The following is a 20,028-nucleotide window of genomic DNA, read 5'->3' as shown; positions in this document are numbered from 1 at the left end:
AAACGAGTCTAAAAATTCAGTTGTCCTAGTGACACATTTATGTGTCCCCATCGTCTAGAGGCCTAGGACACCGCCCTTTCACGGCGGTAACAGGGGTTCGAATCCCCTTGGGGACGCCACTTACTATTTTAAGTATTGTGTAAAGCAGTGTGACACCGCACTCTCTATGCACGACGTTATCAAGAGTACTAATCTCTTGGGGACGCCACTTACTTATTTTTAATAGGGAAGTGAAGTGTTATTAAGAAAGCTCGCCTGAAACGAGTCTAAAAATTCAATTGTCCTAGTGACACATTTATGTGTCCCCATCGTCTAGAGGCCTAGGACACCGCCCTTTCACGGCGGTAACAGGGGTTCGAATCCCCTTGGGGACGCCACTTACTATTTTAAGTATGTGTAAAGCAGTGTGACACCGCACTCTCTATGCACGACGTTATCAAGAGTACTAATCTCTTGGGGACGCCACTTACTTATTTTAATAGGGAAGTGTAGTGTTATTAAGAAAGCTCGCCTGAAACGAGTCTAAAAATTCAGTTGTCCTAGTGACACATTTATGTGTCCCCATCGTCTAGAGGCCTAGGACACCGCCCTTTCACGGCGGTAACAGGGGTTCGAATCCCCTTGGGGACGCCACTTACTTATTTTAAGTATTGTGTAAAGCAGTGTGATACCGCACTCTCTATGCACGACGTTATCAAGAGTACCAATCTCTTAGATATGTCATTTACTACTTAGATAGGAAAGTGCAGTGTTATTAGAATAAAACCACAAATTAATACCCTCATTTTATACTTCATTTTTATATCAATCTATTTACACTTTGTTACAAAACCCATAATCGCTCCATATTCCTTGTTGTACTTTTAATTAGTCTTTAAACTCATTGAGTTAATTTAAATATGGACTAAAAAATGAAACTCACAAAAATTGCACTTGCTGTTTTACTTGCATCAGGGTTGGCTGCATGTAATAGCTCAACTCAAGCTATTGATAAAAATATTGTTACAGAAACATCAATTCCTGGCGTTACACTTATTGAATCAGTGAAATCTAATGCAGGTGAAATCAACATACCGTATAAAAAATATAAACTAGATAACGGTTTAACTGTAATTGTGCATGAGGATCATTCAGATCCCTTAGTACACGTTGATGTAACATACCACGTTGGTTCTGCTCGCGAAGAGTTGGGTAAGTCAGGCTTTGCTCACTTTTTTGAGCATATGATGTTTCAAGGTTCAGAGAATGTTGCTGATGAGGAACATTTTAAAATAATATCTGAAGCAGGCGGTACTTTAAATGGTACAACTAACTCAGATAGAACAAATTATTTTGAAACAGTACCTGTAAATCAATTAGAAAAAATGTTGTGGCTAGAAGCTGATCGAATGGGCTTTTTACTCGATGCTGTAACCCAAGAAAAATTTGAGGTACAACGCGAAACAGTAAAAAACGAGCGCGGCCAACGTGTTGATAATCGCCCCTATGGTCGCTTAGGTGAACGTGTTGCTCAAGCGATGTATCCAGACGGCCATCCATATTCATGGCCTGTAATTGGTTTTATGGACGATTTAAATCGCGTAAATGTAAATGATTTAAAAGCATTCTTTTTAAAATGGTACGGACCAAATAATGCAACGCTTACCATTGGTGGTGACATCAACGCTAATGAAATACTGCCATTAGTTACTAAATACTTTGCACCAATCCCAAAAGGTCCTGAAATACCTAAAGTTGAAAAAACAGCTGTAATACTAGATGCTGATAGATATATTTCAATGGAAGATAAGGTTCACTTACCTTTATTAAGTATGAGTTTCCCAACGACTTATGCTCGCTCTGAAGATGAAGCACCTCTTGATATACTTGCTGAAATATTAGGTGGAGGTAATAATTCACTACTATACAAAAACCTAGTTAAAACTCAACTTGCTGTTCAAGCAAGTGCAAATCATCCATGCCAAGAGTTAGCGTGTTCAATTAGTCTTTATGCTTTACCAAATCCTACAGCAGGGAAAACGTTAGCTGATATGGAAAAAATCATTCGTGATTCATTTGTTGAATTTGAAGAGCGTGGCGTTACACAAGATGATTTAGATAAAGTAAAAGCTAAAATAGAGTCAGGTGCAATTTTTGGTCTGCAAAGCGTATCAGGAAAAGTCTCTCAACTAGCCGCATCTGAAACGTTTACAGGTAACCCAAACTCAGCTAAAGATGAGATTGCACGTTATAACAAAGTTACAAAAGCTGATGTTATGCGTGTTTTTAATCAATATATCAAAGGTAAATCTGCCGTTATTATGAGTGTTGTGCCAGAAGGTCAAACTCAACTTATAGCTGCCCCAGATAACTTTACGCCTAAAGCGCATGATTTTGGAGGTCCATCTACAACTTCAGCTGATGATTTAGTAGCACGAAGAGCTGTTGATACATTTGATCGAAGTATTCACCCTGTAGCCGGCGCAAATCCTGCTGTTGATGTTCCTTCTCTTTGGCAAACTAAGACCGAAAACGGTATTAAAATATTAGGTACGCAAAGTACAGAAACGCCAACCACCGCTATTTTCATTAAAGTTCCGGGTGGCTTGTATAATGAGCAAGCTAGTAAAGTGGGTTTATCGTCAATGACTGCATCGTTAATGAGCGAGTCAACGCAAAACTACACTACAGAGCAAATGAGTAGCGCGCTTGAAAAACTGGGTAGCCAGGTAAGTATCTACTCAGACAAAACACATACAAATGTGTATGTTTCTAGCTTAACTAAAAATGTAGATGCAACGCTAAAGCTTGTTGAAGAGAAATTATTTAAACCAGCATTTAATGCCGATGACTTTGAGCGTAATAAAAAGCAAATCATTCAAAATATTCAACATTCAATGAAGGATGCAGGGTATTTAGCATCTAATACATACAGCAAATTACTATATGGCGACAATATAGCTGCACTTCCAAGTACTGGAACGCTTAATAGTATTGAGGCTATTACATTAGATGACGTTAAAGCTTTTTATAACGCAAACTTTAAACCACAAGGCGCGCAAGTCATTATTGTTTCTGATTTAAAAGAGTCAACAATTGAGCCAAAGGTTAAAGCTACACTTGCAAACTGGCAAGGTAAATCGAGCCCAGTTACTGTTGATTTCAGCGAACCTAAAGTCGAAACTAATGTCATTTATCTTGTAGATAAACCAGATGCCCCTCAATCAGAAATTCGTATTGGTAAACGCGATATGGTTGAAGACATTACTGGTGAGTTTTTTAAAGCTAACTTAATGAACTTTGCATTTGGTGGCACGTTTAACAGCCGTATCAATCTAAATTTACGAGAAGATAAAGGCTACACTTACGGTGCTCGCTCTCGTTTTTGGGGTGATAAAACATCAGGCGGCTTTACAGCTTCTGCAGCGGTGAGAGCCGACTCTACTGCAGCGTCTATTACAGAGTTTACTAATGAGCTTAATAACTATGCTCAAAACGGTGTCACGGATGAAGAGCTTATGTTTATGCGTAAAGCTATCAATCAAAAAGATGCGCTTAAATACGAAACGCCTAATGCAAAACTTGGCTTTTTAGCACAAATATTAGAGTTCGATTTAAAACCTAGCTTTGTAAAAGAAAGAAATGAGATTGTTAGCAATATTAGCAAAGAAGAAGTTAACGCCTTAGCTAAAAAACACTTAAACCCTAAAGATATGATTTATTTAGTAGTGGGTGATGCTAAAACACTTCGCCCAGAGCTTGAAAAATTAGGCATGAAGGTTGTTGATTACAGCCTTTAATATTTAAATAAATAATTAGAATTACAAAGCAGCTTTTTTAGCTGCTTTTTTTTGCCTGATTTTAGAGTGTTGATCTTTTTGAAAGTAGATTACAGGGAGCAACTACAGCGTCTTTCTTTAGATATAAAATATAGTTTTATAGTTGAAGCCTTCAAATAACACCCCATTCCTAGCTTTATTATTCAGTACTTATAAAGATTCAATTTGGTAGCATAAATTTAAACATCCAACTTTATTAGGAGGATTTATGGCAAGTGGATGGGCACGAGACGGTGCAATTCAAGATCAAATTGATGCAAGTGTTAACGACGCCGTACAGTATGCAAGAAGCAATTTAATATCTGGTGCAAGTGCTGAGCTATGTGACGAGTGCGATGAAAAAATCCCACAAGCACGAAGGCTCGCGCTACCAGGAGTTCGCTACTGTGTTGCATGCCAAGCTGAAATAGAAGGCAATGGTGCCAGCGCTAAATCGTTTAATAGGCGTGGTAGTAAAGATAGTCAGTTGCGTTAAAAAAAGGTGCTGCAAAGCACCTTTTATTTAATACCAATCTGCATAACCATTTGAACTATATATAAAATTAAACCTCTCCATAGTTATACCAACCAGCATAAATCTTTGATCAATCTAACGAATTAAATTGCACTATTACGTCGATAAAAATTTTTTATTTAGAACAACTAGATACAAAAATTTTGCCTAGTTCTAGCGTAATTTTTTTAACGTTAAATAGACCCCATATATAAGCAGATTGGCATTAAGCAAATTGTTATAACTTAAATTAGTTGTTAAGTAATTTAAAATTTACTCATGTCTTCTTTTTTCTGAATTAACTCAATTGCATAGCCATCTGGGTCTTTTACAAAAGCAATTTCAGTAGTACCGCCTTTTACAGGCCCTGGTTCACGGCTTACATTGCCACCAGCAGCTTTAATATCTGCACATGCTTTGTAAATATCATCAAACTCAATAGCAATATGACCATATCCATTACCTAGGTCGTAGCTATCCTCGTCCCAGTTATAAGTTAGCTCTAATACTGTGTTATCTGCTTCGTCGCCATATCCAACAAAGGCAAGAGTGTATCTGTATTCACTGTTATCAGCTCTGCGTAATTCTTTCATACCTAATATTTCAGTATAAAAAGCAATTGATTTATCCAAATCAGCTACACGAAGCATAGTATGTAATAAACGCATTTTTAGTTCCTTTAGTTATTTATTCAAAGTTAAGGGTATTTTTAATTAAGCGCTATTATTAAGCGCGTTTTAGGGGGGTTATATGTATTAGCCATATATGTAGGCATTATATATAAATCACAACCTTAATATGAGAGTGGGCTTAAAACAGTTTGAGTTCGACCTTTATAAATTACCAATTAATGAATCATTTTATTAAATTTTGGATATTTAAATAACCAGTACTCAATTATTGGTCAACCTATTAGTATAAAAAAAGTTACTGATTGTTCAACAAAAGTTAACCTTTGCTTAATTGTGCTGTTGATATGTAACCACTTGTTTTAATAGGATATTAAATTGATTTTTGTGTAACTTTTAAAAATTTGGCGTTTGCTTGGTTAACTTATTGGTTGACAAAAAAGCCGTATGGTAATACAGTTTTTGCATACCAATTGGTAAGTTACTTGGTTTGAGTGAGTACAATGCATTGGTAATTAATCAGAGTTACGTTTTGCACAGGTTAATTTATAAATAACTCAAGCTTAAAGTTACTCTACAAATTGAAACAAAAGACACAGCGTATTTATAGAGTAAATTTTACTTGTTCTTATAAAAGTATGCGCCACATATTTAGGAGTTATTCATGTCAAAACCAGTCATCGGTTTCATCGGCTTAGGCTTAATGGGCGGCAACATGGCCGAAAATTTACAAAACAAAGGCTATGAGCTAATTGTTATGGACCTTAGCAAAGATGCGGTTGCAGCATGTGTTGCTAGAGGCGCAAAAACAGCAAGCACTGCAAAAGAGCTAGCTGAAGGTTCAGATATTGTTATGTTTTGTCTTACAACGTCTGCCGTTGTAGAAAAAATTGTTTACGCAGAAGACGGTATCCTAGCGGGTATTAAAGAAGGTGCAGTATTAGTTGATTTTGGTACTTCTATCCCATCATCTACTAAAAAAATTGGTGCTGATTTAGCAGCTAAAGGCGCAGGCATGATCGACGCGCCACTAGGTCGTACACCAGCACATGCTAAAGACGGTCTTTTAAACATTATGGCTGCAGGCGATATTGATACATTCAATAAAGTTAAACCAGTACTGGAAGATCAAGGTGAAAACGTTTTCCATCTTGGCGAGCTAGGTGCAGGTCATACAACTAAGCTTATCAACAACTTCATGGGCATGACGACAGTATGTGCTATGTCACAAGCATTTGCAGTGGCAGAGCTTGCTGGTGTTGACCGTCAACAACTTTTCGACATTATGTCGACTGGCCCATCTAACTCACCATTTATGCAATTTTGTAAAAACTATGCAGTTGATAATGTTAGCGACCTTGGTTTCTCGATTGCTAATGCAAACAAAGATTTAGGCTACTTCCTACAAATGGTAGAAGACCTAGGTACTGAATCAAAAATCGCTGAAGGTTCATCAGCTAACCTACAAGCAGCGTTTGACGCTGGTATGGGTCAAGGTAACGTTCCTGAAATTTTTGATTACTTCAAAAAGTTAGAAAAGTAATACTTCTCGACCTTATTGAGCGCTTTGAGCTTTAACTTAAAGCGCTTTAACACACATGACACCAATTGACTAAAGTCTTTGTGCAATGTCAGCTTTTTTTAATTCTGATGAAGCACTACTTTCAGTCACAACGAAAAAGAGTTAACTATGCGTTTGATTAATACAATAAAGCTTAGTCTAGTTCTCATCGGTTGCATATCCACACAAGTAGCGGCCAAAGATTATTTTATAGAAAATAAACAAGCTTTTAATGATATCGCAGCTAATCTAGTTGCTGGCGACAAAGTAGTACTTAAAAATGGTACTTGGTCTGACTTCGAAATTTTACTTGAAGGCCAAGGTACAAAAAACTCTCCTATTATATTAACCGCTGAAACTAACGGAAAAGTAATTCTATCAGGTCAATCTAATCTAAGACTTGCAGGTAAATACCTTGAAGCTTCTGGTTTAGTATTTAAAGACGGCTACACACCGAGCTCAGCTGTAATAGAATTTCGTAAAAATAAAAATGAATTAGCCTACAATTCACGAGTTACTCAAACAGTAATCGATAATTACAGTAATCCAGACAAGCGAGAGTCTGATTATTGGGTTGCCTTATATGGACAACATAACCGCTTTGATCATAGTCATTTAGTTGGCAAACGAAATAAAGGTGTGACAGTTGCTGTTCGTTTAAACACCAAAGCAAGCCAGGAAAACTATCATCGTATAGATAACAACTATTTTGGCTACCGTCCAACTTTTGGTTCTAACGGTGGTGAAACCCTGCGTATTGGCACAAGCCATTACTCACTAACTGATTCGCATACATTGGTTGAAAATAATTACTTTGAACGTACCAATGGTGAAGTAGAAATTGTTTCGGTTAAGTCAGGTAAAAACATCCTTCGTAATAACGTATTTTATGAAGCGCGCGGTACATTAACGCTGCGCCATGGTAACGGCAATCTTATAGAAGAAAATATCTTCATTGGTAATGGTGTTGATCACACAGGTGGTATCCGCGTTATCAATAAAGATCAAATTGTAAGAAATAACTACCTACAAGGCCTAACAGGCTATCGTTTTGGCAGTGGTTTTACTGTGATGAACGGCGTACCAAATTCATCTATTAATCGTTATCACCAAGTAGAAAATGCGACGATTGAAAACAACACATTTATCAATGTGCGTCATATTCAACTTGCTGCAGGTAGCGATGCTGAGCGTAGCGCAGCCCCAAAAAATAGCGTAATGAAAAACAACTTAATCATAAACCAAGATGGTGAACAGCCATTTACAACATTCGACGATGTAAGTGGGTTAGTATTAAGTAACAACATTGCTGATAGAAAAGTGCTTTCTGAGCTAACGTACGGTGTAAAAAAAGAAAAAATCACGCTTGAAAAAGCAAGTAATGGTCTACTTTACCCAACATCTAAAAGTTTAAATGTAGGTGCAAAGCGCGATTTAAAAGTACTTAAAAAAGAAGATACCGGTGTTAGCTGGTATGCAAAAGTACCTGCTTTAGTTGATTTTGATTCTGGTAAGACACATTCTGTTAAAGCTGATGTAAGTGCATTACTAGATGCTATTGATAATGCAGAGTCGGGCGATGTTCTAGAACTAGCGCCTGGCCAGTATGATGTGTCTAAACTGGTTAAAATTGATAAAACGTTGACAATTAAAGCGAAGCAGAACGCAAAGTCTAAACTTACTTTTCAACGCTCTACCTTGTTTGAAATACATGATGGCGGCAGCTTAAAACTAGATGGTTTATCAATTTCAGGTGAAAACGCGCCAGATGCAATAGGTAACAGCATTGTTCGTACGCAAAAATGGGGTATGGTTGATAATTACCGCTTTGTAATGACCAACTCAGAGTTAAATGCTTTAGATATTAATCATTCATTCCATTTCTTTATCACTGGTAAAGGTGCAATGGCTGACGAAATTATTGTTACAGGTAATACCTTTAATACAGTAACAGGTGACATTTTACGCCTAAATACTGAAATTGAAGACTTAGGTGTTTATAACGCGGAATACGTTATTGTAAATGATAATACATTTAATGATGTAAAAGGCGGCATAGTTAAGCTTTACCGTGGTGGCACTGATGAAAGTACATTTGGCCCTCATTTTGAAATGACAAATAACACGCTTAATAACGTTGGCCTTGGTAAGCGTAACAAAGAGCAAGCGAGCATTTATGTTCACGGTGTTCAAGTTACTAGTATCAAAGATAATAAATTTGTTAAATCTGCTCCTATTATTGTAGAGCACACAGTAGGCGAGCCTAAAACTGAAATCTCAGGCAATACATTTGATGCCACTAAAGCACCAAGCGTTAAAGAGTTAAGAGTTAAAGGCCCGCATACGGCAGTATTAAAAAATAACAACATTTTAAATAAGGCAGGGTAAATACTATGTACTTATTAAAATGCCAAACACGTTTTAAAATAGCTGCTGTAGCTGCAATTACATTACTTACATCACTGGAGGCGCATGCAGCGCACCCAAACTTAGTGATTACTACTGATGATGTTAAGCAAATGCGCCAAGCAATTAGTAGCAACGGTAGCACAAAGTTTGCTACTGCGTTTGAATCGCTAAAAACGCAAGTAGATGAACAAATTGCAAAGCCTATCACTGTACCCGTTCCAAAAGATGGCGGTGGTGGTTATACACATGAGCGCCATAAGAAAAATTACCAACTTATGTACAACGCGGGCATTATTTATCAATTAAGCCAAGATGATAAATACGCAAGCTATGTTCGTGATATGTTGCTTGAGTACGCAAAATTATACCCAACGCTTGGTCTGCATCCAAAACGTAAAATGGATTCGCAAAATCCAGGTAAGTTTTTTTGGCAAAGCCTAAATGAAGCAATGTGGCTTGTGTACACAATACAAGCTTATGATCTAATTCATGACTCGTTAAATGCCGATAATATTAAAACAATCGAGAATGACTTACTCCGTCCTGTTTCGTTGTTCACATCTGTAGGCCAACCGTCTACATTTAATAAAGTACATAACCATGGAACATGGGCAACAGCGGGTGTTGGCATGGCTGGGTATGTATTAGGCGAATCTGAGTGGGTAGAAAAATCATTATACGATTTAGAAAAATCGGGTAAGGGTGGCTTTATTAAGCAGCTAGAGATGCTGTTTTCACCACAAGGTTACTATAACGAAGGTCCTTACTATCAACGCTTTGCACTATTACCATTTGTAACGTTTGCTAAAGCGATTGAAAACAACGAACCACAAAGAAAAATATTTGAATATCGCGATGGCATATTATTAAAAGCGATTGATACGACGATTCAACTTAGCTACAACGGTTTGTTCTTCCCAATTAACGATGCAATAAAAAGTAAAGGCATCGATACTATTGAGTTAGTAAATGGTGTAACGGCAGCGTACGGCTTAACCAACGATGCAGGTTATTTAGATATTGCTAAGCAACAAGACCAAATAATTCTCTCTGGTGATGGGCTAAAAGTAGCTCAAGCACTTGATAACAACATGGCAAAACCTTATTCGTTTAAATCTGTTGCCTTCGGTGATGGTAATGACAGTAAACAAGGTGCTTTAGTTGTAATGAGAACGCAGGTAGGTGGCGATCAAGCGCTACTGTTTAAACCTGCTGCACAAGGTTTGGGCCATGGTCATTTTGATAAATTAACATGGCAGTTTTACGACCACGGAAATGAAATTGTATCTGATTATGGCGCAGCACGTTTTTTAAATGTAGAAGCTAAATACGGCGGTCGTTATTTACCTGAAAACGAAACTTACGCAAAACACACTGTTGCGCACAATACGGTAGTGGTTGACGAAACAACGCATTTTAATGCAAATGTTGAAGTAGGAAATAGTAATTACCCTGCACTTAACTTTTTCGAAACAAATGAATACGGCACGGTTTCAAGCGGCGAAATAAGCACAGCTTATAAAGGCGTAGATCTTGAGCGTACGCTTGCACTTATTAACTTACCTGAACTACAAAGCACAGTTTCACTTGATATATTTGATGTTGCTGCAAATAAAGCGCATCAGCTTGACCTGCCTTTGCATTATAAAGGTCAGCTTATCGATACCAGCTTTGAGTTAAAAGCAAATGCAGCACAGCTGTCTGCGCTAGGTACTAAAAATGGCTACCAACATTTATGGCTTAAAGCTCAAGCGCAACCTCAAAGTGGTTTAGCTAAAGTAACGTGGCTAAACGAAAATGGTCGTTTTTATACGCAAACGAGCTTGGTAAAAGGTGATGAGTCTTTCTTGTTTACTCAAATAGGCGCAAATGACCCTCACTTTAATTTACGCAACGAAAATGGTTTTATTCGTCGTGTTGAGGGGCAAAAGCAACATAAGTTTATATCTGTATTAGAGCCACATGGTGAGTACAACCCAAGTAAAGAATATACCCTAGAAGCTGTTAGTCGAGTTACAAAGCTTGAATATAGTCAGCAGGGCGATTTAACACTTGTTGAACTTGATATTAAAGGCAACTCATATTTAGTGGCAATTAATAAAGCACAAACATCAGCTAAAAACACATTCAATTATCAAAATAAAGAGTTCACTTTAAATGGCCGATTAGGCGTTTATATGATGAACAATAATCAGGAGTAAATAGGATGCAAAAGCAAAGCGCAAACTTTTCATTTGGTAACGAGACCGAAATAGAAGACTTAGGAAATGGTCTAAAACGTCAAATGCTAGGTTATAACGAAGAGCTAATGGCTGTTAAAATTTGGTTTGAGAAAGGGGCTATTGGTTATAACCATGCTCACAGACATTCTCAAGTAACGTATGTTGTTGAAGGTGAGTTTCACTTTAACATTGATGGCGTAACTAAAATCTTAAAACCGGGTGATAGCTGCTTAATCCCACCATTTGCTGATCATGGAGCTACCTGCCCAACAGGCGGAATCCTGATTGATACTTTTAGCCCAGCGCGTGAAGACTTTCTTGAGGATTAATTATGCAACTTAAAGGCTTACGTTGGTGGGTTATAGCGCTAATAGCGCTAGCTACCATTATTAACTATATCGACCGCCAAGCACTTAGTGTGCTTTGGCCGGACATTGTTGAAGATTTATTTCCTGATGAATCAGCGCTAGAACGCAAACAAATATACGCTAATATTTCTATTGTGTTTGTATTTGCTTATGCATTTGGTCAGGCAATCTTTGGTAAAATATTTGACTGGGTGGGCACACGCTTCGGTTTTGTACTATCAATAGGTGTTTGGTCTATTGCAACCGTTGCGCATGCATTTGCACAAGGTGTACTTAGTCTTAGTATTTTTCGCGCAATCTTAGGTGTAGCAGAAGCCGGTAACTGGCCTGGTGCAGCTAAAGGTAACGCAGAATGGTTCCCTACTAAGGAACGTGCTTTAGCACAGGGTATTTTTAACTCTGGCGCCGCAATTGGCGGCATTATTGCTATTCCTTTAATTGCTTATTTAACTATCTACTTTAGCTGGCAAATGGTGTTTGTTTTTGTTGGTGCATTAGGTTTCCTTTGGTTAGTTCCATGGTTAATTTTAGTTAAAGCACCGCCTAGCTCACATCCTTGGCTGACTGCCGAAGAACGTGAATATATCTTAACGGGTCAAAGACGTGTTGATGACAACGGTGATGTAACTGGTGAAGACGAAGAGGAATATAACCCTACAACTGCTGAGTTACTTTCTCGTAAGCAAAGCTGGGGTGTAATCATTGCCTCTGCCGCAATTGACCCAATTTGGTGGTTATTTGTATTTTGGATCCCTATTTACCTAAACGAAGTGTACGGTATGGATGTTAAATCTATTGGTATATACGGTTGGGTACCTTATGTTGGCGCTATGTTTGGTGCTTGGTTTGGTGGCTTATTGGCTCAAAACCGACTCAAAGCAGGTTGGAATACAGATAAAACACGTAAGCTTACTATTACGCTGGGTTGTTTAATAATGTTACCAGCGCTACTTGCAATGGCAAATCCAGGCGGACCAACAACAGCGGTACTAATTATGGCTGTTATCTTATTTGGTTTTCAAACTGCAATTGGTAACGTGCAAACACTACCAAGTGATTTGTTAGGTAAAAAAGCAGTGGGTACATTATCAGGTTTTTCTGGTATGGCGGCAAAGCTTGGTGCTGTAGGTCTTACATCGTTAGTACCTTTTCTTACTGCTGATGGTAACTACACACCAGCATTTGTAATTGGTGCTTCTTTAGCCATCATAGCAATGGCAGCTGTTTGGATTTTAATTCCAAAAATAGAACCTCTTAAAAAGCCTCAATAATCTAGATAATAACTGCTATGCCAACATATTTTGTATAAGTGCATAGCAGTTAACTACATAGGGTAACTTCCAAGATGAAAAATATTTACTTTATCGGTGAATGCATGGTCGAGCTTAGAGCTATGAGCGCGGCAATACTGCACCAATCATTTGCAGGCGATGTTTATAATTCTGCAGTGTATTTAAAACGTTGCTTCCCGCAGGTTACTACTTCGGTTGTTACGGCTTTAGGTCAAGATAATTTAAGTAAAAAAATGCTAGAACGCTTTGAGAGTGAACAAATAAATACGCAACTTGTATTTGCTCACGACACCAAAGTACCTGGTATGTACTACATAGAAACTGATGAGCATGGTGAGCGTAGCTTTATTTATTGGCGCAATGATTCTGCAGCTAAAAAGGTTGTTGATTTTTTAGATGCTGATGCACTCGAGCAGCTTAGCCAAGGTGATATGTTTTTCTTTTCAGGAATTTCATTAGCAATAATTGAAGAAAGTGCACGTGAAGACTTTTGGAAAGTTGTAAAGCAGCTTAAAGATGCTGGGGTTAAAATCGTTTTTGATCCTAACTATAGAGCACGTTTGTGGAATAGTGTAGAGGAAACAAAAGAGCAGTATCATTTAGCCTTTACGTTTGCAGATATTACCCTACCAGGCGTTGAAGATTTAACAACACTTTATGGCGTTCATAGCGTAGAAGCAGTTGTTGAATATTTAAAGCCTTACCAAATTGAAGAAATTGTTGTTAAAAATGGCCCTGAATCGGTAGTGACAAAAGAGGGCGATACGCTTCAAAGCCACACTATTGTACCGGTCAAAAACGTTGTAGATACAACATCAGCAGGCGATGCCTTTAACGGTGTTTACTTAGGTGCACGTTTATCTGATAAATCAATTTCAAGTGCCGTGCAACTTGCTGCAAAAGCGGCAGGGACTGTTATACAGCAACCAGGTGCTATTGCTCCAAAAGATATATTTCAGCTAGCAATGGCTGAAGCTGGCATGTGATACCAATTTTATTAAAAACATGATCACCTTAGCGTATTAAATAACTCACTAACTACGTTAAAAATTATTTATATAGAGCAACTATGTATCATAATTTTAGCCTTGTTATTGAGCTATTTTCTTGTCGCTATAATAGCTCATTAATTTAATGCAATTGGTATAACAAAATAATTAAACATTAAAGGCCGCTATACCTCGGCCGCATTACTTTTTATAAAGGAACAACGTTATGACTCGCTTTTCTGAACTTATGGCAGGACAAACACTGCTACCTATAATTCAAGCAGATACTCCAGAGCAAGGTGTTCAAATAGCGAAAGCTATGGCCAATGCTGGGCTTACTTTAGTTGAAGTAGTGCTAAGAACAGAGGCATCAATAGAGGCATTAAAAGCTATTAAAGCACAGGTGCCTGAGCTAAAAGTAGGTGCAGGGACAGTCATCAATACTGATATTTTGGAGCAAGCACTTGAAGCTGGTTCTGATTTTATTGTAACCCCAGCGGTGTCTCCTACGTTACTTGAAGCACTTGCTAAATGTAATGTGCCGGTACTTCCTGGTGTATCAAACACCGGTGATATTTTAATGGCGCTTGAGTATGGCTTTGAAGAGCAAAAATTATTCCCAGCATCGCTTGCTGGTGGCGCTCCTTTTGTGTCAGCTGTGTCGTCAGTATTTAGAGCAGTCAGCTTTTGTCCTACAGGTGGCGTTAGCGAAAGTAACAAAATGGACTATCTTTCTTTAAATAATGTATTCGCCGTTGGCGGTACTTGGATAGCGAAAAAAGAATGGGTTGAACAAGAAAATTGGCAAGCAATTACTGATTCTTGTATCCAGGCTTTAAAATAGAAAGGATTTCATAAATGAATTATTTAGCCCCAACAATACTACCAGGCGTAATCGTTGGCGACGAAGTAAGTGCTGTGTACGAGCATGCACGTACTAATCAATATGCGTTGCCAGCGGTAAATGTTGTTAGCACAACATCTATTAATGCGACGCTAGAAGCTGCTAAAAAGAAAAACTCGCCCGTTATTATTCAGCTTTCTAATGGTGGAGCACAATTTTTTTGTGGTAAAAGCTTATCTTTACCAGAGCAACAATCAGCTGTGCTTGGGGCGGTAAGTGCTGCAAGATATGTACATTCAGTGGCAGCACATTATGAAGTAGCAGTGATGCTTCACACTGATCACGCAGCTAAAAAGCTACTACCTTGGATTGATGGTTTACTTGATGAAGGTGAAAGACACTTTGAAATGACTGGCAAACCATTGTTTAGCTCACATATGATTGATCTGTCAGAAGAGCCTTTAGAAGAAAATATCGAAATTTGTGAACGTTACTTAACGCGTATGGCAAAAATAGGTATGACGCTTGAAATTGAGCTTGGTTGCACGGGTGGCGAAGAAGACGGTGTTGATAACTCACACTTAGATAGTTCTGCTTTATATACTCAACCTGAAGATGTTGCATTTGCTTACGAACGCTTAAGTCGTATTAGCCCTAACTTTATAATTGCAGCCTCTTTTGGCAATGTTCATGGTGTATATAAACCGGGTAACGTTGTTCTTACGCCAACTATTTTAAAAGATTCACAAGCTTACGTATCAGAAAAATTTAATCTACCAAGTAACTCAATTAACTTTGTTTTTCATGGTGGTAGTGGTTCTGAGTACAGTAAAATTGCAGAGTCTTTAACGTATGGCGTAGTGAAGATGAATATTGATACCGATACGCAGTGGGCGTGTTGGACAGGTATTTTAGATTACTACAAAGACAAGCAAGCATACCTACAAGGGCAAATTGGTAACCCTGACGGGGATGATAAGCCAAACAAGAAATACTATGACCCTCGTGTATGGTTGCGTCATTCAGAGCAAAGTATGGTTGCAAGGCTAGAGCAATGCTTTGACGATCTAAATTGTGTAAACAGGTATAGCGCATGAAAAGATTAAATACAGTATTGAAAGAAGACGGTGTAGATACTGATCTTATTTTACTTATTCGCACAATTTTAGCGACCAGTAAAGAAATTGCTTTTCGAGTAAGCCAAGGTGAATTAGCCGGTGTTTTAGGGTCAACTTTGAATGAAAACGTTCAAGGTGAAGTTCAAAAAAAGCTTGATATAATCGCAAACCAACTACTTAAAGACATCCTACTTGGTGATAGCTGTGTACGATCTGTTGCATCAGAGGAAGAAGATCATGCGGTAGGTGGCCACCCTGAAGGTAAGTTTATTGTTGCTTTTGACCCGTTAGATGGCTCTTCTAATATTGATGTTAATGGGCAAATAGGCACTATATTTACTATTTACTTAGCCCGTGATGATGTTCCTTTTGATAGCGACGAGCAATTTAGTCAGCCCGGTGTAAATCAAGTGTGTGCAGGCTATGTGTTATACGGCCCTTCATCATTACTTGTAATGAGTACTGGCGGTCCTACGCGTTGTTATACGTTAGACTCAACACATGGCGGTTACTTACTGACAAACAAGCAGTTAAGTGTGCCAGAACAAAGTCGCGAATTTGCCGTAAATATGGCTAACTACCGTTACTGGGACGAACCAACACAAGTGTATTTTGATAAATTGCTATACACCTGTGAAAGCTTTGAAAAAAGCTCAATGCGTTGGAATGCAGCGATGGTAGGCGACGTTCATCGTATTTTATGCCGAGGCGGGTTATTTTTATATCCACAAGATAAACGCAGTGGTAACGATAACGGAAAAATAAGACTGCTTTATGAAGCAAACCCGTTAGCACTTTTAGTTGAAAACGCAGGTGGTAAAGCAACCTCTAGAGGAACGCGAATTTTAGATATTGCGCCCACTAGCTTGCACCAGCGTGTGCCTGTAGCTTTGGGTTCAAATGAGCCTGTAGAGTTTTATAATAACGCCATGTTATAAAACAGCACTCAAAAAAAGGGGTAAAAAAATTGCCCTTTTTTTACCCCTAATTTTAATTCTCTTTGTAAATCATCCTCTTTAGACAAACTCACTTCTTTTCTTATTGTCTTCAAATAAGAATACTTCACATATATTAAATAATATTACTTACTAAACCCTATATAAAACTAAGTTTTACTATAAGGCTATGTATCTTCAACGTTATTTTTCACAATTGAATTCAATTTTTAACCAACAACAAAAGCCCAAGGTTAACTTGGTGTTTATTTATTGTTATTTAATTAGGTGGCGATAGTGGAAAAACTTATCTTATTGTGGTTATATTACCAAGTTGGTTAACAATTTATTTGAAATTTAAATGAATTTGGTAATAAATACATGATTTATTTGGTAACACACACAATAGATAGCCAAATATTAAAACTATAAATTTGGAGAATAGAGCCACCATGAAATTCAAACATTTTGCGCTATGCGCTATTGCAGCAGCAATCGTTGGTTGTGACACAAACTCAAACAACAATGACAACAACTTGGGCTCTATTGCTCTTAGTGGAACTGTTACAAGCGGACAAACATTAACAGCTGAAGTTAGTGACCCTGATGGTATCTCAGGTGACGTGACTTACTACTGGTATGCAGATGGTGAGGCAATTGCTGGTGCAAATAGCGCTTCATTTACATTGACTGACGATCAGATAGGGTTACCAATTACAGTTCAAGGGCTTTATACCGATGATGGCGGTATTAATGAATCGCATATTACAGAACCAACCGCAGATGTTGCCGCAATCGCATTTCCTGCAAGTTTAACTATTACAGGTGACGCACTAGTTGGTTCGCAACTAACTGCTAATGTAGCTGACGACAATGGCTTTGATGGCGATACAGTAACTTATAAATGGTTTGCAGATGACGTAGAAATTGCTGATGAAGCACTTTCAACGCTCACGTTAACAGACGCACAGTTTGGTACAGTTATTACAGTTAGTGCATCTTTTGAAGATAGCCGTGGGTTTAACGAGTCTGTAACTTCAGCCGGTACAGAGGTTGTCGCACGAACAAACTCAGAAGGCGAAGTTACAATTAGCGGCACGCCAACTGTTGGAAATACTTTAACAGCAGAAATTAATGATACCGATGGGGCGACAGGAGATATCACTTATCAATGGCTTGCTGACGCACAAGAGATAGATGGCGCAATAGAGAGCACCTTTACAGTTGATGCATCACTTTTAGGTCAAAAGGTAAGTGTTCAGGTTGCTTATACAGATGATAATGGGTTTATCGAGGATAATACATCAGAGGAAACAATTGCTGTTTCTGCTGTTGCGGTTGACGAAGCCGGTAGCGTAGCCATTATGGGTGTAGTGCCTTATTTAACAAATGGCGAGTTAACCGCTGAGGTAACTGATAACAACGGCGTTGAAGAGGCTAACGTTACTTATACTTGGTCTGCTGATGGCGTTGAAATAGCTGGGAGCAATAGTAAAACATTTACGCCTTCTGATTACGCTGGCTCAATAATGTCAGTAAAAGCCACGTATACAGATAATGATGGCTTTGCGAGTGAGGTTACAAACTCACTTGATACACTGGTTTACACACAATTAGTTAGTAACCCTGAAGCACTTCTTGGTGCTATAAGTGGCGGTTTAGCTGACGGTGATGTTATTGGCTTAAACACGGGTGTTTATGCTGATATGGACGCAATTTTATTAACCAGTGCAGTAACGCTTCGCGCTGTAGAAGGTCAAACTCCTGTACTTAGTGGTGAAGTATGTGTGCATGTAGCTGCTGGAGTAGATGGCGCTGGGTTAACAGGGCTTACCTTTAAGAATATAGATACTAAAGCGGGTGCATTTTGTGAAACCGAAGAAGGTGCTGTTATTTACTCAGAAGGGGATAACTTTACTTTTTCGCAAAACACGATGGATGGAGAAGAAGCTACACTCAATAACTCTGAATACCATTGGCTGATGATAAAAGGTCAAGGTGCGTTGGTTGAGCGAAATACATTCTCTAATCGAAATGTAGCAGAAAAAGGGTCTGTGATAAAAATATCATCATCAAGCTCTGATCACGTTATTCAATATAATTTATTTAGTGACAGTGATAATCCAAACTTTGATCAATCAAGTTTATACTTAATTAATGCAGGTAGTACAACGGGTAGCGGTGCAGCTGATAACGCAAACTTTACTATTCAGTATAACCGCGTAGAAAACTTTGTAACAGGTCGTCGTTTAATGCGTGTACAAACTTCTGGTGCAACCATCAAAGGCAATACAATCGTGAATCCTAATGGTGGTATTTCACTAGAAGATGGTGGCTTCAACAGTGTTACAGATAACATTATTATTCGAACTACCGATATTGCAAGCTCTGATGATCGCCCAGCGGGTATATTAATCACACCACTTGGTCACACTGTGAGTAACAACTACATTGCAGGTATTCGTTCTGGCAATAAAGAAGCGGGCGGTATTGTATTTACGGCAAATCCATTTTCACAAGCTGATGGCGGTGTGCCAAACTCGGGTAACCAAGCTGTACTTGATGCGGCTGGCGACTTTACACTAAATGTAACAAACAATACGGTTTTGAACTCACAGCAACCTATTGTATTTAGTACGGAAATAGGCTCTAAAGCACCAACAAGTGATTGTGATGAGTTAACCGCAGCGAATGCGCCGGTTCTCTATGGGCTGACCAAAAATGCGTTTGTTATAAACTTTAATGGAAATTTAATTGCAAACGGTTTAGGTAATCAAACAGACGCAGATACAATAAGCAGCAGTGCTACAACTCAAGGCCTATTTTACCCAAATACACTTGATAGTGACCATGCTTTTGAATATGACTGTGACTTAATTAATCATGATAGTTCGGTGCTAAGTAACAACTTTGGTTATATGGATAGTCGAGTATCAGGCGATGCAAGCGGTGACTGGGTTGAAATTAGAAAACTAAATGGTAATGGCGCATTCGATACTGATGGTGCAATTGACCAAGACCCAGCAACTAACGGTAAAGAAGTGCTTGAGTACGTTACAGCAGCAAGTACGTTATTAGAAACTGACCCTGCAGGCCTTCAGGCAGAGGCAGGTGCTAAAGGTCTTCATTATATTCAATCATCTGAAGTCGGTGTTGGATCTACATGGAAAATACAAAACGATTAAGTAACCAATTAATCAGTTAACTTTTAAAAGCCCCAAATTTGGGGCTTTTTTATTATTTATACTTTTCACCACGCTTTTTTAGCCTCCATAACTCATTTATGGACTAGTTTAGAGCTGTTTATATTCTAGTAAAAAACCTGCCTGACCTACTGGTAATGCCGTTAA

The 20,028-nt window shown here is 38.4% G+C and carries 13 protein-coding genes and 3 tRNA genes; 15 read left to right on the top strand and 1 reads right to left on the bottom strand.

All coding sequences use genetic code 11. The annotated features are described in order from the left end of the window. Window positions 1-43 precede the first annotated feature (43 nt). The 5 genes from H5088_RS10130 (at window position 44) to H5088_RS10110 (ending at window position 4,293) form a co-directional block, all read left to right on the top strand. A tRNA-Glu gene (locus H5088_RS10130) sits at window positions 44-119 on the top strand. 182 nt (window positions 120-301) lie between these two features. Further along, window positions 302-377 (top strand) — tRNA-Glu (locus H5088_RS10125). A 180-nt stretch (window positions 378-557) separates the two neighbouring features. Then, window positions 558-633, top strand: a tRNA-Glu gene (locus H5088_RS10120). Window positions 634-911: 278 nt separating this feature from the next. Then, a complete protein-coding gene (locus tag H5088_RS10115; RefSeq protein ID WP_182752804.1) occupies window positions 912-3,779 on the top strand; it encodes a pitrilysin family protein in 2,868 nt (955 codons plus the stop codon). A 247-nt stretch (window positions 3,780-4,026) separates the two neighbouring features. Next, window positions 4,027-4,293 (top strand): DksA/TraR family C4-type zinc finger protein, encoded by a 267-nt coding sequence (locus H5088_RS10110; protein ID WP_024605380.1) that lies wholly within the window; start codon window positions 4,027-4,029, stop codon window positions 4,291-4,293. Between the two features lie 284 nt (window positions 4,294-4,577). Here H5088_RS10110 and gloA read toward each other — a convergent pair whose 3' ends face one another. Beyond that, complete coding sequence (gene gloA / locus H5088_RS10105) at window positions 4,578-4,979, bottom strand: lactoylglutathione lyase (RefSeq protein ID WP_024594782.1); 402 nt, start codon at window positions 4,977-4,979, stop codon at window positions 4,578-4,580. Between the two features lie 625 nt (window positions 4,980-5,604). Between gloA and H5088_RS10100 the strand changes: the two genes are divergently transcribed. From H5088_RS10100 to H5088_RS10055, 10 genes are all read left to right on the top strand, one after another. Then, a complete protein-coding gene (locus H5088_RS10100; RefSeq protein WP_002962960.1) occupies window positions 5,605-6,483 on the top strand; it encodes an NAD(P)-dependent oxidoreductase in 879 nt (292 codons plus the stop codon). Window positions 6,484-6,630: 147 nt separating this feature from the next. Continuing rightward, window positions 6,631-8,889: a polysaccharide lyase 6 family protein gene (locus H5088_RS10095; protein ID WP_182752803.1), complete on the top strand. Its 2,259-nt coding sequence runs from the start codon at window positions 6,631-6,633 to the stop codon at window positions 8,887-8,889. A 5-nt stretch (window positions 8,890-8,894) separates the two neighbouring features. Next, on the top strand, window positions 8,895-11,111 hold the full coding sequence (locus H5088_RS10090; protein WP_182752802.1) for a heparinase II/III family protein: 2,217 nt from the start codon (window positions 8,895-8,897) through the stop codon (window positions 11,109-11,111). Between the two features lie 5 nt (window positions 11,112-11,116). Then, window positions 11,117-11,461 carry a cupin domain-containing protein gene (locus H5088_RS10085; protein ID WP_002962963.1) on the top strand — a complete coding sequence of 115 codons (345 nt, stop codon included), beginning with the start codon at window positions 11,117-11,119 and terminating at the stop codon, window positions 11,459-11,461. Between the two features lie 2 nt (window positions 11,462-11,463). After that, entirely contained in the window at window positions 11,464-12,771 is a 1,308-nt protein-coding gene (locus H5088_RS10080) for an MFS transporter (RefSeq protein ID WP_002962964.1), read from the top strand. Window positions 12,772-12,845: 74 nt separating this feature from the next. Beyond that, the gene (locus H5088_RS10075) at window positions 12,846-13,778 is read left to right on the top strand and encodes a sugar kinase (protein WP_182752801.1); all 933 of its coding nucleotides are present in this window, start codon (window positions 12,846-12,848) and stop codon (window positions 13,776-13,778) included. Between the two features lie 229 nt (window positions 13,779-14,007). Next, complete coding sequence (gene eda / locus H5088_RS10070; RefSeq protein ID WP_058154918.1) at window positions 14,008-14,625, top strand: bifunctional 4-hydroxy-2-oxoglutarate aldolase/2-dehydro-3-deoxy-phosphogluconate aldolase; 618 nt, start codon at window positions 14,008-14,010, stop codon at window positions 14,623-14,625. Between the two features lie 14 nt (window positions 14,626-14,639). Beyond that, window positions 14,640-15,722, top strand: coding sequence for a class II fructose-bisphosphate aldolase (fbaA, locus tag H5088_RS10065; protein ID WP_182752800.1), 1,083 nt, complete (start codon window positions 14,640-14,642; stop codon window positions 15,720-15,722). After that, window positions 15,719-16,681, top strand: a complete 963-nt coding sequence (locus H5088_RS10060; RefSeq protein ID WP_182752799.1) for a class 1 fructose-bisphosphatase — start codon at window positions 15,719-15,721, stop codon at window positions 16,679-16,681. Before fbaA ends, H5088_RS10060 begins: the two co-directional genes overlap by 4 nt. Window positions 16,682-17,130: 449 nt before the next feature. Next, complete coding sequence (locus H5088_RS10055; protein ID WP_182752798.1) at window positions 17,131-19,863, top strand: poly(beta-D-mannuronate) lyase; 2,733 nt, start codon at window positions 17,131-17,133, stop codon at window positions 19,861-19,863. The last annotated feature ends 165 nt before the right edge of the window (window positions 19,864-20,028 follow it).

The sequence above is a fragment of the Pseudoalteromonas sp. SR43-3 genome (assembly GCF_014163875.1).
In the GTDB taxonomy this organism is placed as follows: domain Bacteria; phylum Pseudomonadota; class Gammaproteobacteria; order Enterobacterales; family Alteromonadaceae; genus Pseudoalteromonas; species Pseudoalteromonas distincta.
Note: the sequence above shows the minus strand (reverse complement) of the source record. Positions and strands in the feature narration are given on the sequence as shown.